Below are 15644 nucleotides of genomic sequence, written 5' to 3' on the forward strand. Positions count from 1 at the left end.
TCATGCAAGTTCTCTTTTCGTGTCTTCAGTCTCTGGCGAGCAAAGGCTCAATCCGACAAATTGATTATCAGTTTGCTCGTTTTGTTCTCGCCCAAAGTAACGATGAATATGTTGCGTTTATGGCGGCGGTACTCAGCTGTGAGTTAGGTAAAGGACATATTTGCTTACCACTGTTTGACAATTATGGGCAGGCTGTGGACTTGGCTGCCAAATTAGGGTTGTTTGGCGAAGCGGCTATTGAGCTGAATCAATGGTTGCAGAAGGTGAATTGGCCATCACGACTTGAGTCTTCCTCCCTAGTTGGCAAGCAAGGGCAGTCAGCTCCGATGATTTTTGACGGCGAGCGACTTTACCTGCATCGGTACTGGCATTATGAAGTCGTATTGGCGAGTCGTTTGAATAGCTTTGGGTCACCAATGATCTTAAAGCCTATAGAGGTTCAAAAGCTAACAGAATTGCTCAATCATCTGTTTGCCAGAAACTATCATTATCTCTTTACTGCTCTGGCCTCCGCGCAATCTGAAGGGAGTTCGACCCCCGTACTCAGACAGCAGCTAGTCTGCGATCATCTTGATGTGGTGAGCAGTGAGCTGCTCGATTGGCCTACCATAGACCAAAAGCTCCTTAATGTGACCAAAATCGAGCAATTGAATGTGTTGGATCAGTTGGTGCCTTTGTCGGTGTGCGTCAACTGGCAGAAGGTCGCTGCTGCGGTAGCGTTGACACGCCGCTTTGCGGTGATTTCTGGTGGGCCGGGAACTGGAAAAACCACCACAGTGACAAAATTGCTTGCTGCGTTAATCACTCAGGCGAACCAAGCTGGCGAAGAGCCTGTGATTAAGCTCGTTGCGCCAACGGGGAAAGCCGCCGCGCGTTTGACGGAGTCTATCGGTAAAGCCGTAGCCGAACTTCCTGTTGAACCTGCGCTTAAAGATCAAATTCCAACCGACGCCAGCACTTTGCATCGTTTACTCGGTGCGGTGCCAAATAGAGTAGAATTTCGTCACAACCAGCACAACCCACTTCATCTCGATATCTTAGTCGTGGATGAAGCTTCCATGGTCGATTTGCCTATGATGTATAAATTGGTGGACGCCTTGCCAAAGCATGCTCGTTTGGTATTACTTGGAGATAAAGACCAACTTGCTTCTGTTGAAGCCGGTGCGGTGCTGGGTGATATTTGCGCTTTTCACCAGCAAGGCTATAGCGCGAGTCAAGCTAACATGATTGCCCAGCTTACGGGATACCAGACATTAGCTCACACAGCGAATACCGCTGTGAGCATTGCTGATAGCTTATGTATGTTGCAAAAGAGCTACCGATTCGATGCGCGATCAGGAATCGGCCAACTAGCGAAAGCGGTTAACTCTGGTTCAACACAAAAAGTTGATTGGGTGTGGCAGCGAGATTTTAAAGATATTGCTAAATTTCCCATTAATGGCGAGAGCTACAGCCAGATGATTCAGACCTTGGTGCAGGAATACAGCCATTATTTGCAGCGCATCGGGCAAACCGCGATAGATCCCGATACCGAACTGGCTGAAACTACTCATCACAGAGCAAAGGCCGCGCTGCAGCTGTTCTCTAAATGTCGTTTGTTGTGTGCTGTGCGAGAAGGTGACTTTGGCATTACCGGGCTTAACGTCCGTGTAGAACGTGCGCTCAAAGCTCGTAAACTGATCCAAACTCAGGATGAGCTTTGGTATCACGGCCGACCTGTCATGGTGGTGCGTAACGACCATGCGTTGGGCTTGTACAATGGTGATATCGGCCTTTGCCTGCGTGATAACTCGGAAGGGGGAGAGCGACTCAAAGTGTTTTTTGAATTGCCTGATGGTTCTGTTAAAGCGGTGCTTCCAAGCCGAGTGCCAGAGCATGAAACAGCTTACGCGATGACGATTCATAAATCTCAGGGCAGTGAGTTTGAGCACACCCTAATGATATTACCACCAGACTTTACCCCAATTTTGACACGTGAACTCATTTACACTGGAATTACGCGTGCCAAGCAAAGATTGAGTTTGTATGCCGATGAAAGGGTAATGTCGCGAGGGGTAAAAATCAGAACTGAAAGGGCAAGTGGTTTGGTAAGTCGTTTGCAACAATGACCATCCATGGCTATTGATAAAATTTATCGAATGGATCGACTAAAAGAGATGCTACGAATACGGTATTTCTCTTGGTAATTCAATATGAATGCTTTTAACCCCTTGCTGACAGGGAAGACGCAGTGGACGTCCAACCCTTCCAGAAGTTCGTTATCAGCCATATCCCAGAAGCTCTGGATGGAGTTACAGATGATGGTTTTCATCGGTTATTTGCTCTTAGTGACGTTGTTATCTACCTCAAGCAATCCGTGCGACTTACAGGAGTATTCACCTGTAAGTTGAAGACATGTCCAATAGGGCTCCCTCTCCCGCTAAGGGGAATCAGGGAGCTCGAATTTTAACCAGTTAATGCGACAAAATAAAGTGGAAAAATGGATCACAATGGAAAGAAAGGTGTTTCATCTGTGAGATGAGATTGAGAAACTGACTAACTCCTTGTCTTATTACTATGCATTACAGTTCAATAGCTAAGATCTTCGATTTTCTCTGATAGTTGTAGAGGTTTTGTTTTTGCGAAGGAAGAAAGTCGACGGACATTTCACCAAACCCCTGTTCACGGAACCAATGCAAGCTTCGGGTTGTGAGAACAAAAATATGTTTAATTCCTTGGGATTTTGATTGCAGTTTGATGTGATTGAGCAGCAGAACTCCACGATTGCCATCACGGTATTCAGGGTGGATCGCGACGCATGCCATTTCTGCCATTTTTTCTTGTGTGTAGGGATAAAGCGCAGCGCAGCCAATGATCAAACCATCTTTCTCGATTATCGTGAACTGATGGATTTCCTGCTCTAGTTGCTCTCGGGAGCGTCTGACTAAGACTCCCTGTTCTTCAAGTGGGCGAATCAGATCTAAGATGCCCCCAATGTCATCAATGTTTGCCTGGCGAACTTGCTCTGCACTGGCTCTAACGATTTGGGTACCGATGCCATCTAAGGAGAACAACTCCTGAATTAAGGCGCCATCCACTTTATAACTCACCAAATGGCTGCGTGGTACGCCAGCGCGACAAGCGGTCGTAGCAGCGCGAAGAAACCTGAGTGTGCCAGAGGCGTTATCGCCACTAGTGTCACTGTCTTGTTCCAGCTTTTCCAGGAATTGTTCCGCTTCTCTAGGAAAGAGCTCTGCAACAGCATTGCCATTATGATCAATAACCCCTTGCTCAGAACAGAAACCAATCAGCTTATCAGCACGAAGCTTTATTGCGACTTGAGTGGCAACTTCTTCTGATAACAAATTAAAGGATTCGCCTGTGACTGAGCTGGCAATCGGGCCAAGTAGAACGATGGAGCCTTGATCGAGTGTGCGATTAATACCCTCCACATCAATTCGGCGAATGCGACCACTGTGGTAGTAATCAACCCCATCGTCGATGCCTAAAGGTTGTGCTATGACAAAGTTGCCGCTGACGACATTAAGCTGAGTCCCTGCCATTGGTGTATTACCAAGACTCATCGAAAGTTGAGCGGTAATGGCTAATTGGAGTTGTCCAGCTGCTTGCATCACAAAGTCGAGACTGACCTCATCGGTCACCCGTATACCTTTGTGGTAGGGTGTATCATGTTGACATTGTTGAAGAATTCGATTGATTTGTGGCCGAGCACCATGAACCAGCACGATTTTTACGCCAAGGCTGTGAAGTAGAGCGAGATCGCTAATAATATTAGCAAAATTACCATCTGCTACCGCTTCTCCCCCCAGCATGATCACCATGGTTTTACCGCGGTGAGCGTTCACATAGGGCGCGGATTGGCGGAATCCTTTGACTAAAGCGGTATTACGAATCTTCACTATTTATCCAATTAGTGTGAATTTATATGTAAATATATTGCTTTTTTATTCCGTTGTCGGCAAGTTTTTTTTGGTTATAGGCACTAAATTTCGATTAGATGAATCCATGGGATTATTTTAAGGGCTTATAGATTGGTCTGTTTTGATAAGTATTTCTAGCAAAGTGAAGTAATTAGGTTAACACTTAATGCAATCATTAAACTTGTCAGTTGTTGTGGCGTGAAGTCAAATTAGGCGTATCAAGTTGACGAAAAAGAAACTGCTAGAGCGAGCGGTGCTCATCTTTGCTATTGCGTTGGCGATTGCTTCGATATTTGTGGCGAAGGCATTGTATGAGCACTACCAAGATATTCAGCACCCCAATTCAATGGTATATGGAACATGGGTTGAACAGGGAGTTGCACCGTACTCAGCGGATCGTTTTGTATTGAATGAAACCGGAGTGGTTATTGATGGTGGTGTTGTCGATACCCGCTTTCGTTTCAACGGCACCTATGTTGAGTTTCGGGTAGGCGAAATAGAGCGTCGTTATCTGATCCTCAATCAAGATTTCAGTCAAATGAGGCTAATTTCCGAGCCTCGCTACCAGCCTGTCTATTCAATTGTCAGAAAAGCTCAAAAATAACACCCGTTAACGTCTATGCGATTGCGCTAAGCCTTTGAGTTTGTCATCCTTTGTTTCGGGCTTGAAAGGAATAAAACCTGTGTTCAAAAAATATCTTCCAATTTTGGCGGCTAGCATTTTGTTTGGCTGCGCGCAACCGCACGATCGTGCTCAACAATATCTTGATGGTGAATTTAATTCGATTCTGAATAAAACAGCTGTGGTCGAATCAGATAAGCCGCGGGATTTTACTGAGTTCACCAAACAGTCACAGCAGGTGATCAATAAGTCGCCCTCAATGGCACGCATTTATCAACCACTGTATGAAAAGCTCAATGAATGGGTGTTACAGAGTGGTGATCCAGCACAGTTAGGCGACTTTGGCATTCAAACGGCCCAGCTAGGTGGTGGTGATAAGCAAGGTAACGTCTTGTTCACTGGTTATTTCTCGCCAGTGATGGAATTACGTCACGAACCGAATGAAACGTACAAGTATCCGGTTTATGGCAAACCAGAATGTGATATTGATTGCCCGACACGCGCACAAATTTATGATGGTGCGCTGGAAGGTCAGGGCTTAGAACTTGGCTATGCCGCGAACATGATAGACCCATTTTTGATGGAAGTTCAGGGTAGCGGGTTTGTCCATTTTGAAGATGACGACACGCTGGAATATTTCGCTTATGGAGGCAAGAATAACAAGGCTTATATCAGTATCGGAAAAATACTGATTGAACGTGATCAAGTACCGCGGGAAAAAATGTCTTTAAAGGCCATCAAAGAGTGGGTGCTGGCTAATGATGAGGCAACTGTGCGCGAGCTACTTGAACAGAACCCATCATTCGTCTTTTTTGAGCCAAGAGCTGATGCGCCTGTGACTGGGACAGCAGGGATCCCGCTGCTGCCAATGGCTTCTGTTGCCGGTGACCGATCTATTTTCCCAATGGGAACGCCTATTCTCGCTGAGGTACCTTTACTTAATGCGGACGGTACATGGAGTGGTGCGCATCAATTGCGTTTACTGATTGTTCTTGATACTGGCGGGGCGGTGAAACAGAATCACCTCGATCTCTATCATGGAATGGGACCAAGGGCAGGGACAGAAGCTGGCCATTACAAACATTTTGGCCGAGTTTGGAAATTGGGTTTAGAAAACTCCGCTACTCAAGCACCTTGGGCATTGCCGCCGGAGAAGTTAAAATAGCTTGAGCTTAACTCAACCTAGACTTTTTAATAAAGAGTGCGTATAAATCGCACTCTTTATTTTTGTACCATTACTCGGCGGAAGAACAGCACCATGCGCGAACTTGATACTCCGGCTTCAGACAGCTACAACCAACGTTTTGGCGGCACTCGACGTCTCTACGGCAATAGCGAAGTGGAAATCCTTCGTGCGGCACATGTTTGTGTTATTGGTATTGGTGGCGTGGGCTCTTGGGCAGTCGAAGCATTAGCTCGTACAGGTATCGGTGAGTTGACCTTGATTGATATGGATGACGTGTGTGTCACTAACATCAACCGTCAGATCCATGCAATGAACGGTACGGTGGGACAGAGTAAAATTGAAGTGATGGCCGAACGCGTCAAGCTTATCAATCCAGAGTGCAAAGTTAATCTGATTGATGACTTTATTACCCCTGACAACCAGCATGAATATCTGTCAAAAGAGTTTGATTACGTGCTTGATGCGATCGACAGCGTGAAAGCGAAAGCTTCATTGCTGGCGTACTGTCGTAGCAACAAGATTAAAGTGATCACTACCGGCGGCGCGGGTGGGCAAGTCGATCCAACCCAGATTCAAGTTGCTGACCTGACCAAAACCATCCAAGACCCATTAGCGAAAAAAATCAAAGATACTTTGCGTCGGCATCACAATTTCCCCAAGAATCCGCAGCGTAAGTTTGGTATTGAGTGTGTATTTTCAACGGAACAGCTGAAATACCCTCAGCCAGATGGCAGTGTATGTGGTGTGAAGTCGACAGCGGAAGGGCCAAAACGTATGGACTGTGCGAGTGGGTTTGGAGCGGCAACGGTCGTTACCGCAACATTCGGCTTTGTGGCGGTTTCGCGCATTGTCGAGAAGCTGATTCAGAAATACCGTAAATAGTTCGTTTGGAGATTCTTATGTCCACATTTCCACCGTCACCTTTTGGCACCGATATTCAAGCAGAAGACATCGTTACGATTATGCAAGGCTTTAAAGGTTGGGAAGATCGTTACCGCCAAGTTATTCAGTGGGGAAAGAAGCTTCCTATGATGCCTGAAGAGCTGAAGTCTGAACAAGTCACGGTTTCAGGTTGTGAAAGCCAGGTTTGGCTGGTGAGTGAAAATACAGATGGTGTGTGGCATTTTTGTGCTGATTCTGACGCACGTATTGTTCGTGGCCTTATTGCACTGGTCATGGCGGCTTATGACGGCAAAACCAATACAGAAATTCAGACATTTAATATAGATGAGTACTTTGAAAAGTTGGGCCTTATTGCCCACCTCAGCCCGTCGAGAGGCAACGGCCTAAAAGCCATTGTTGAGCAAATAAAGCAAGTCACCCGATAACTGCATTCCTCTGATTTGGCGGGGGGATTATATCTGTATAAAATTTAATCACTGAGATATTAATGCCTTAAAAAATACAGGGTGTTAGACCTCTTGTTGTCGCTGAATAAAGGCTGTACAATTCGCGCCCTTAATTAATGTTACGTCGTTTCGTGAGGCCACATGACCACTGAAAAAATCAATCTACTCGACTTTGATCGCAAAGGGATGCGCCAGTTTTTTGCAGAAGAACTGGGTGAAAAAGCATTTCGTGCTGAGCAAGTAATGAAGTGGATCTATCATTTCGGTGTCGATGACTTCGAAAAGATGACCAACATTAACAAGAAACTACGTGAAAAACTGATGCGTCGTTGTGAAATCAAAGCGCCAGTGGTTGCAGAGGCTCAACATTCCTCTGATGGCACGATTAAGTGGGCGATGAAGGTTGGCGATCAGGATGTCGAAACGGTGTATATTCCAGAAGATGATCGCGCGACGTTATGTGTGTCCTCTCAGGTTGGTTGTGCATTGGAATGTAAGTTCTGTTCAACAGCTCAGCAAGGCTTTAACCGCAACTTGAAAGTTTCTGAGATTATCGGTCAGGTTTGGCGTGCGGCACGCGAAATTGGTTTGGAAAAAGAGACAGGGCGTCGCCCCATCACTAATGTTGTGATGATGGGGATGGGTGAGCCTTTGCTGAACATGAAAAACCTGATCCCTGCGCTTGAATTAATGCTGGATGATCTTGGCTTTGGTCTTTCAAAGCGTCGTGTAACCGTATCAACATCAGGGGTCGTTTCTGGCTTGGACCAGATGACCGGGCAGATCGATGTCGCGCTGGCAATTTCTCTACACGCACCAAACGACAAGCTACGCAGTGAGATTATGCCAATTAATGATCGCTGGGATATCGAAGACTTTCTCGCTTCAGTTCGTCGTTACATCGCGTCATCAAATGCCAACCGCGGAAAAGTGACGGTAGAGTATGTGCTGCTGGATCATGTCAATGACGACATGGACCATGCCCGTGAGTTGGCTGAGTTACTCAAAGACACACCATGTAAGATCAACCTGATTCCATTTAACCCTTACCCAGGTTCACCTTACAAGAAGCCAAGCAATTCACGTATTGACCGGTTCCAGAAAACATTGATGCAATATGAGCATACAGTGACAGTGCGTAAAACACGTGGTGATGATATCGATGCTGCTTGTGGTCAATTGGTCGGAGATGTTATCGATCGCACTAAACGTACAGCGATGCTCCGTGCAGCGAAGGGCGACACAATTGAAGTCAAAGCCGTTTAATTGAGAGTTTTGATGGAAAAGCCAGAGTTGAACTCTGGCTTTTTTGTAAATTGGTATTGCTAAATTATGTCAAAATCAGGAAAAACCTTGAGCTGCTTGTAATTTATGCGCCTTTTCTATGTTGTTTCATCTCTGATATCTATTAGAATTAAACTTTAGTGCTTTAGAGGTTATTCCTCTGCGATTTTAGTGAAGCACTTTTAAGCAATTTGGTGAGGCGATGTCCTCAAAAATTCTGGATTCTGAACAAAACCAGCACCACTAACGAAAAATAATAAATGTGCGATTGGCTGGAATCCCCTTGAAAAGAGACGTTATAAAAATGAGTGCAGAACAGCAAACTGCGGTACAAGAAGAGAACAAAATCGAAGCGGGTACGATTTTAAAGCAAAAACGAGAAGAACTAGGCCTGACACAGCAGCAAGTGGCTGATAGGCTGCGTCTTCGTCGTTCCATCATTGAAAACATCGAATCTAACCAATTTGAGAGTGAGCAGGTTGCCACCTTCACTCGTGGGTATTTGCGCTCTTATGCTCGTGTCGTGGGGATTAAAGAATCTGTCGTGCTGTGTGCGCTTGATGATTGCGGAGAAGCGCAACATGAAGAGCACAAGATGCAGAGCTTCTCGCAGAAGACCAATAAAGAAAAACACGATAGCCGCATTATGACCCTAACTTGGGGTATTTTTGCCGTTATTGTGGGTATTTCTTCTGTGTGGTGGTGGCAGAACCAGGAAAACAGCGTTGTTGAGTTGACGACGGCAACTGAGCAGGAAATGAAAATTGAGCAAGAACTGGCGGAGAATAACCAACTCGACTTTGCTGCTATTGAGCCGAGTTTGATCAATGAGTCGCCAGAAGATCAGCAATTGGTTGAGCAGCCATTGGAAGAGGTGACGACTTCGGTTGCCACTCAAGACAATGAGCTTGAAGTGATTGAACCACCGAAAGCTGGCACTCCTGCGGAAACAGCTGAGCCGACTGAAGAAACTCTAGCTGTAGAAGCAGAACCGGAACCATTGGTGGCAGAAGAAAGTAAATTGCAAGCGTCGGCCCCAGAACCCGCTACCAATCAGAATTTGCTTGAGATGTCATTCAGCGATGATTGCTGGATTCAAGTAAAAGATGCGACGGGGAAAACGCTGGCTACAGGCATTAAGAAAGCGGGTCATGATTTGCAAGTCAGTGGCGAAACACCTTATAAAGTGATTTTGGGAGCCCCTGAAAACGTTTCAATGACATTATCAAGTGAACCTGTTGACCTTTCTGGGTATACTTCAGGCAAAGTAGCAAGATTCACCTTACCTTAGAATTAAATATGCAACACGAATCTCCTATCAAACGTCGCCCATCGACTCGTATTTACGTGGGCGATGTGCCCATTGGTGACGGCGCTCCGATTGCTGTGCAGTCGATGACGAACACCAGAACAACAGACGTCGAAGCGACTGTTGCACAAATTAAATCACTGGAAAATGTCGGTGCGGACATCGTTCGCGTGTCTGTACCAACCATGGATGCGGCTGAAGCATTCAAACAAATCAAGCAGCAGGTGAATATCCCGTTAGTGGCTGATATTCACTTTGATTACCGTATTGCGTTAAAAGTCGCGGAATACGGTGTGGATTGTTTACGTATCAATCCGGGCAACATCGGTAAAGAAGATCGCATTCGTGCGGTGGTTGATTGTGCTCGTGATAAAAACATCCCGATTCGTATTGGGGTGAACGGCGGATCTTTGGAAAAAGATATCCAGATGAAGTACGGCGAACCCACACCTGAAGCGTTAGTCGAATCTGCGATGCGCCACGTTGATATTCTTGATCGTCTTAACTTCGATCAATTTAAGGTCAGCGTTAAAGCATCAGATGTCTTTCTGGCGGTTGACTCCTATCGCTTGCTAGCGAAAAAAATCGATCAGCCACTTCATTTAGGTATTACAGAAGCAGGCGGTGCACGTGCTGGCTCAGTGAAGTCTTCTGTCGGTCTGGGAATGCTATTGGCGGAAGGTATCGGAGACACGCTGCGTATTTCATTGGCTGCGAACCCTGTTGAAGAGATCAAAGTCGGTTTTGATATTCTTAAATCTCTACGTATTCGCTCTCGTGGTATCAACTTCATCGCTTGTCCAAGCTGCTCGCGTCAAGAGTTTGATGTGATTGGAACAGTGAATGCGCTTGAAGAACGTCTAGAAGATATTATCACTCCAATGGATGTCTCCATTATCGGCTGTGTTGTCAATGGCCCAGGTGAAGCAGAAGTTTCTCATCTTGGTCTTGCCGGCAGCAATAAGAAAAGCGCTTTCTATGAAGATGGCAAACGCCAGAAAGAGCGCTTTGATAATGATGATCTGGTTAGCCAGCTGGAAGCCAAAATTCGTGCTAAAGCTTCAGTGATGGACAAGCAAAACCGCATTGACGTAAAAGTAAACGATTAATCTCAACGTAATTTAGATTACGGTAACCATTCTTACGGTAAAAAACTGTGGCAAAGAAAATCCAAGCAATTCGAGGCATGAACGACTGCCTTCCAACTCAATCACCACTGTGGCAGAAACTTGAAAACGCAGTGAAGAATGTAATCAGCGCATACGGTTACAGCGAAGTGCGCATGCCAATCGTTGAGATGACCCATCTGTTTAGCCGTGCTATCGGTGAAGTGACTGATGTGGTTGAAAAGGAAATGTACACCTTTGCAGATCGTAACGGTGACAGCTTAACTCTTCGTCCAGAAGGCACTGCTGGCTGTGTTCGTTCATGTATTGAGAACAGCCTGATTGATCGTTCTGAGCAGCGCCTATGGTACATGGGCCCTATGTTCCGTCACGAACGTCCGCAAAAAGGCCGTTACCGTCAATTTCACCAATGTGGTGTGGAAGTATTCGGGCTTAATGGTCCAGACGTAGATGCTGAACTGATCATGATGACGGCACGTTTGTGGCGTGAGTTGGGGATTGATAAACACGTTCGCCTTGAGTTGAATTCTATTGGTTCACAGGCAGATCGTGCTAACTATCGCACCGCGTTGATTACTTTCCTTGAACTGCATATTGATGTGCTGGATGACGACTGTAAACGCCGCATGCATACCAATCCACTGCGTGTACTGGATTCTAAAAATCCAGACGTTCAGGCTATTCTAGGTGATGCGCCACGTCTATCAGATTATTTGGGCGAAGAGTCAAAAGAACATTTTGCTGGTCTTTGTGAACTTCTTGACGCCGCAGGTATCGAATACACAGTCAATGAGCGTTTGGTTCGCGGCCTAGATTACTACAATCGCACTGTGTTTGAGTGGATTACCGAAAGCTTAGGTGCTCAGGGCACTGTATGTGGTGGTGGTCGCTACGATGGCCTGGTTGAGCAACTTGGTGGCAAATCGACACCTGCAGTGGGCTTTGCGATGGGGCTTGAGCGTCTAGTTCTTATGCTAGAAACGTTAGAGCTGACGGATGTTCGTCGTTCTGTTGATGTTTATATGGTAACAGCTGGTGAAGGTACCATGATGGCGGGCATGAAGCTGGCTGAGTTACTACGTGAGCAAGTTCCAGGCATTCGTGTGATGAACCATTTCGGTGGTGGTAACTTTAAGAAACAATTCAAGCGTGCCGACAAGGTGGGTGCAGCAGTGGCACTGGTTCTTGGTGAGAACGAGGTAGCTGATAACACTGTAGTACTGAAAGACCTAGTTGGTGGTACTCAAGAAACTTATAGCCAAGCGGATGTTGCCGCTAAGCTAGCTGAGTTGGTTTAAACGCATTCAAATTTGAAGTGGCGATTCTATTCGCCACTTTTTAGATTTAAGAGGACAGGAAGTGGAACTCTACGATACTGAAGAACAACAAGTAGAAGCGATCAAAGATTGGTGGAAAGAAAACGGTAAGGCCGTCATTTTTGGCGCGGTTATCGGTTTAGGCGGTCTATTCGGTTGGCGCTATTATCAAGATTCAGTGACAGCAGCTCAAGAAGCCGCATCTGAAAGCTATACCAAAGCCGTTCAGGAATTGGCAGCGAAAGGTATCGAAGGTGAAGCGGCTCTTCAGAGCTTCATCGATGCTAACAAAGAGACGCAATACGCAGTGCTAGCTGCGCTACAACTGGCTAAAGCTCAGGTTGAAGCAGGCAACTTAGATGAAGCACTGGCACAGTTAGAGTGGGCGAAAACAGCGACGGATGATCCTGCTCTGACTTCTGTGATTGCTTTCCGCCTAGCGCGCTTGAAAGCAGAACAAGGTGAGTTTGATTCTGCCGTGTCTGAGCTAGCAACGATCACAGATGAAGGTTGGGTTGGCCGAGTGGCTGAACTTAAAGGTGATATTCTCCTACGTAAGGGAGATACTGAAGGTGCGTATGCTGCGTATACTGAAGCGCAACAAGCAGATGATGCGAGCCAGACTCTACAAATGAAGCTGGACGATCTAGCTAAATAAGGGTGCGATGCATGAAAAAAATGCTGAAAAAAGCACTGACTGCTGCTGCGATATTAGGTGTTTTAGCTGGCTGTGCCAGTGAAGAAGACACCATTATCATGGCACCAGTACCTCAGGTTGAAAGTAAATTTACGCCGGCTATCGAATGGAGTACCAGTGTTGGAGATGGGGTATCCAACTACTTCTCTAAACTTTCTCCTGAATACGCTTACGACAAAATCTTTGTGGCAAGCCGCGATGGTGTTGTTAAGGCGCTCAATCCTGAAAATGGCCATACATTATGGCAACAGGACCTTGAGCAAAATGTTTCAGCCCGTTTATCTGGCGGTATCACTGCAGGTTACAGCCAAATCTTTATTGGTAGTGAAAACGGTCAAGTGATTGCCCTGAATGAAGAGACTGGTGAGGTCAACTGGCGCGTTGATGTGGAAGGTGAAGTGTTAGCGGCGCCTGCAACGGAAAGCAATCTGGTTATTGTCCACACTGCAACAGGTATGTTGGTTGCGCTGGATCAGGCGACGGGCGATAGTAAGTGGACCATTAGTACCGAAGTACCGAGCCTAACTTTGCGAGGTAACAGTGCACCCATCACCGTATCGGGTGGCGTGTTCTGGGGAACGGCAAATGGCCGCTTGGCTGCTGCGATTGCAGAACATGGTCAGTTGATCTGGCAACAGCCGATTGCGACACCGCAAGGGGCAACCGAAATTGATCGCTTGGTTGATGTTGATGCATCTCCACTCGTTCTAGGTAGTACTCTATATATTGTTGGCTACAATGGTCAGTTAACAGCAATAGACTTGCGTTCAGGAAAGTCGGTTTGGAAGCGTAAGTATTCTTCGTCAACCGATCTTGCCAGCGATGGTGGTCGTTTGTATATGGTGACAGATAAAGATTATCTGGTTGCGGTAGATGCACGCAGTGGCACAGAGCTATGGAGTAATGAACAGCTTGAACACCGCTTGCTGACAGCGCCCGTACTGATTGATGGTTACGTGGTTGTTGGCGACGGTGAAGGTTATCTTCACTGGTTAGATCGTGATACTGGCGAATTTGTTGCTCAGCAGCAACTCAGCAGCAGTGGTTTTGCTGTGTCACCTGTGGTTGTCCCAGAGGGCTACATCACTGTTACTCGTGATGGCGATGTAAAGAAACTGACCATTACCAAGTAATCGTGTGATATAATTCACATTCGGCTCCTAGCTGGTAACAGTTGGGAGCCGTTTGTTTGTTTTAGATACTCATAGGTAATGTGGTTATAGGTAAAGCGCTCATTAGTGAACTCTACTGAGTTGTTACCTATAACTACATAAAGAAAGCATATTGTAGAGGTTATTATGGTACCTGTTGTTGCTCTGGTAGGGCGTCCAAACGTTGGTAAATCAACGTTGTTTAATCGACTGACTCGCACGCGTGACGCATTAGTCGCGGACTTCCCTGGCTTAACTCGTGACCGTAAATATGGCCAAGCTAAGCTTGGTGAACACGAATTTATTGTGATTGACACTGGCGGTATCGACGGTACTGAAGAAGGCGTTGAAACCAAAATGGCAGAGCAGTCACTGGCCGCGATTGATGAAGCAGACGTAGTTCTGTTTATGGTGGATGGCCGTGCCGGCCTGACTCCTGCTGATATTGCCATTTCTAACCACCTGCGCAAAATTGAAAAACCTTCAATGTTGGTTGTGAACAAGGTTGATGGTATTGATGCAGATGCAGCATCGGCTGATTTCTGGCAGCTAGGCGTGGAAAACATGTACCAAATCGCTGCAGCGCATGGCCGTGGTGTTGGTGCTCTGATTGATCGTGCACTCAATCCTTTTGCAGAGAAAATGGCCGAGGAAGCGCAGGGTGAAATTGAAGATCTGACCGACTTCATCGATGAAGAAGAGAAGCTCGATTACACCGAAGAAGAAGCTGAAGCTGAATTCCAGCGCTTACAGGATCAACCTATCAAGCTGGCTATCATCGGTCGTCCAAATGTGGGGAAATCGACGTTAACAAACCGTATTCTTGGTGAAGAGCGCGTAGTCGTGTACGACATGCCGGGCACAACGCGTGATTCTATCTATATTCCAATGGAACGTGATGGCCGTGAATACGTACTGATTGATACCGCTGGTGTTCGTCGCCGTAAGCGTATCAACGAAACAGTAGAGAAGTTTTCGGTTGTTAAAACGCTCAAAGCCGTAGAAGACGCGAATGTTGTACTTCTTGTGATTGATGCGCGTGAAAATATCTCTGATCAAGACTTAAGCTTGCTTGGTTTTGCATTGAACGCTGGTCGCTCGATTGTGATTGCGGTCAATAAGTGGGATGGTCTGGATATGGACGTAAAAGAGCACGTGAAGAAAGAGTTAGACCGTCGTCTTGGTTTTGTTGACTTTGCTCGTATCCACTTTATTTCTGCGCTTCATGGTACAGGTGTTGGTCATTTGTTTGAATCAGTACAAGAAGCCTATAAATCGGCGACAACCCGAGTGGGTACATCTGTCCTGACCCGTATAATGAAGATGGCGACTGAAGATCACCAGCCGCCTTTGGTTCGTGGTCGTCGTGTGAAACTTAAGTATGCACACGCTGGTGGTTACAATCCGCCAATCGTAGTCATTCATGGCAACCAAGTTAATGAGCTACCAGACTCTTACAAGCGTTACTTGATGAACTATTACCGTAAGTCATTGGAAATCATGGGGACGCCGATTCGTATTCAGTTCCAGAGTAGTGAGAACCCATTTGAAGGTAAATCGAACAAGATGACCCTTTCTCAGGAGCGCAAACGTAAGCGCTTGATGAGTATGATGAAAAATCGCAAAAAATAATAATGATTGTATGAAAGCGCCTCTAAGAAGGGCGCTTTTTTTATATAGGAT

General features: G+C 46.2%; 14 protein-coding genes. 12 read left to right on the forward strand and 2 right to left on the reverse strand.

What is annotated here, in order from left to right:
- Positions 1–2 precede the first annotated feature (2 nt).
- Complete coding sequence (gene recD / locus L1D23_RS13990; RefSeq protein WP_239867289.1) at positions 3–2108, forward strand: exodeoxyribonuclease V subunit alpha; 2106 nt, start codon at positions 3–5, stop codon at positions 2106–2108.
- A 23-nt stretch (positions 2109–2131) separates the two neighbouring features.
- Here recD and L1D23_RS13995 read toward each other — a convergent pair whose 3' ends face one another.
- Positions 2132–2311, reverse strand: coding sequence for a hypothetical protein (locus tag L1D23_RS13995; protein ID WP_239837457.1), 180 nt, complete (start codon positions 2309–2311; stop codon positions 2132–2134).
- Positions 2312–2561: 250 nt separating this feature from the next.
- On the reverse strand, positions 2562–3899 hold the full coding sequence (gene argA, locus L1D23_RS14000; RefSeq protein WP_239837458.1) for an amino-acid N-acetyltransferase: 1338 nt from the start codon (positions 3897–3899) through the stop codon (positions 2562–2564).
- 244 nt (positions 3900–4143) lie between these two features.
- On the opposite strand from argA, the gene L1D23_RS14005 reads away from it, so the two are divergent.
- From L1D23_RS14005 to der, 11 genes are all read left to right on the forward strand, one after another.
- Positions 4144–4524: a DUF2850 domain-containing protein gene (locus L1D23_RS14005; RefSeq protein ID WP_239867293.1), complete on the forward strand. Its 381-nt coding sequence runs from the start codon at positions 4144–4146 to the stop codon at positions 4522–4524.
- 79 nt (positions 4525–4603) lie between these two features.
- Positions 4604–5707 (forward strand): murein transglycosylase A, encoded by a 1104-nt coding sequence (mltA, locus tag L1D23_RS14010; RefSeq protein ID WP_239867296.1) that lies wholly within the window; start codon positions 4604–4606, stop codon positions 5705–5707.
- Between the two features lie 93 nt (positions 5708–5800).
- Positions 5801–6610, forward strand: coding sequence for a tRNA cyclic N6-threonylcarbamoyladenosine(37) synthase TcdA (gene tcdA / locus L1D23_RS14015; RefSeq protein ID WP_239867299.1), 810 nt, complete (start codon positions 5801–5803; stop codon positions 6608–6610).
- A gap of 17 nt (positions 6611–6627) precedes the next feature.
- Positions 6628–7056: a cysteine desulfurase sulfur acceptor subunit CsdE gene (gene csdE, locus L1D23_RS14020; protein ID WP_239867304.1), complete on the forward strand. Its 429-nt coding sequence runs from the start codon at positions 6628–6630 to the stop codon at positions 7054–7056.
- Between the two features lie 162 nt (positions 7057–7218).
- The gene (locus L1D23_RS14025) at positions 7219–8343 is read left to right on the forward strand and encodes a bifunctional tRNA (adenosine(37)-C2)-methyltransferase TrmG/ribosomal RNA large subunit methyltransferase RlmN (RefSeq protein ID WP_239837463.1); all 1125 of its coding nucleotides are present in this window, start codon (positions 7219–7221) and stop codon (positions 8341–8343) included.
- Positions 8344–8665: 322 nt separating this feature from the next.
- A complete protein-coding gene (gene rodZ / locus L1D23_RS14030; protein ID WP_239867307.1) occupies positions 8666–9652 on the forward strand; it encodes a cytoskeleton protein RodZ in 987 nt (328 codons plus the stop codon).
- A gap of 8 nt (positions 9653–9660) precedes the next feature.
- Entirely contained in the window at positions 9661–10779 is a 1119-nt protein-coding gene (gene ispG, locus L1D23_RS14035) for a flavodoxin-dependent (E)-4-hydroxy-3-methylbut-2-enyl-diphosphate synthase (protein ID WP_239837465.1), read from the forward strand.
- A 47-nt stretch (positions 10780–10826) separates the two neighbouring features.
- Positions 10827–12095, forward strand: coding sequence for a histidine--tRNA ligase (hisS, locus tag L1D23_RS14040; protein ID WP_239867310.1), 1269 nt, complete (start codon positions 10827–10829; stop codon positions 12093–12095).
- Positions 12096–12156: 61 nt separating this feature from the next.
- On the forward strand, positions 12157–12771 hold the full coding sequence (locus L1D23_RS14045) for a YfgM family protein (protein ID WP_239837467.1): 615 nt from the start codon (positions 12157–12159) through the stop codon (positions 12769–12771).
- Positions 12772–12782: 11 nt separating this feature from the next.
- On the forward strand, positions 12783–13943 hold the full coding sequence (bamB, locus tag L1D23_RS14050; RefSeq protein ID WP_239867313.1) for an outer membrane protein assembly factor BamB: 1161 nt from the start codon (positions 12783–12785) through the stop codon (positions 13941–13943).
- Positions 13944–14108: 165 nt separating this feature from the next.
- Positions 14109–15593: a ribosome biogenesis GTPase Der gene (gene der / locus L1D23_RS14055; RefSeq protein WP_239837469.1), complete on the forward strand. Its 1485-nt coding sequence runs from the start codon at positions 14109–14111 to the stop codon at positions 15591–15593.
- The last annotated feature ends 51 nt before the right edge of the window (positions 15594–15644 follow it).

Source organism: Vibrio sp. Isolate24, from assembly GCF_022398215.1.
GTDB classification, from domain to species: Bacteria; Pseudomonadota; Gammaproteobacteria; order Enterobacterales; family Vibrionaceae; genus Vibrio; species Vibrio coralliilyticus_A.

Excerpts from the sequence above, each read along its gene's own strand:
- bamB (WP_239867313.1), top strand. The coding sequence starts at position 12,783 with ATGAAAAAAATGCTGAAAAAAGCACTGACTGCTGCTGCGATATTAGGT.
- rodZ (WP_239867307.1), top strand. The coding sequence starts at position 8,666 with ATGAGTGCAGAACAGCAAACTGCGGTACAAGAAGAGAACAAAATCGAA.
- der (WP_239837469.1), top strand. The coding sequence starts at position 14,109 with ATGGTACCTGTTGTTGCTCTGGTAGGGCGTCCAAACGTTGGTAAATCA.
- L1D23_RS13995 (WP_239837457.1), bottom strand. The coding sequence starts at position 2,311 with ATGAAAACCATCATCTGTAACTCCATCCAGAGCTTCTGGGATATGGCT.
- csdE (WP_239867304.1), top strand. The coding sequence starts at position 6,628 with ATGTCCACATTTCCACCGTCACCTTTTGGCACCGATATTCAAGCAGAA.
- L1D23_RS14025 (WP_239837463.1), top strand. The coding sequence starts at position 7,219 with ATGACCACTGAAAAAATCAATCTACTCGACTTTGATCGCAAAGGGATG.
- ispG (WP_239837465.1), top strand. The coding sequence starts at position 9,661 with ATGCAACACGAATCTCCTATCAAACGTCGCCCATCGACTCGTATTTAC.
- tcdA (WP_239867299.1), top strand. The coding sequence starts at position 5,801 with ATGCGCGAACTTGATACTCCGGCTTCAGACAGCTACAACCAACGTTTT.
- recD (WP_239867289.1), top strand. The coding sequence starts at position 3 with ATGCAAGTTCTCTTTTCGTGTCTTCAGTCTCTGGCGAGCAAAGGCTCA.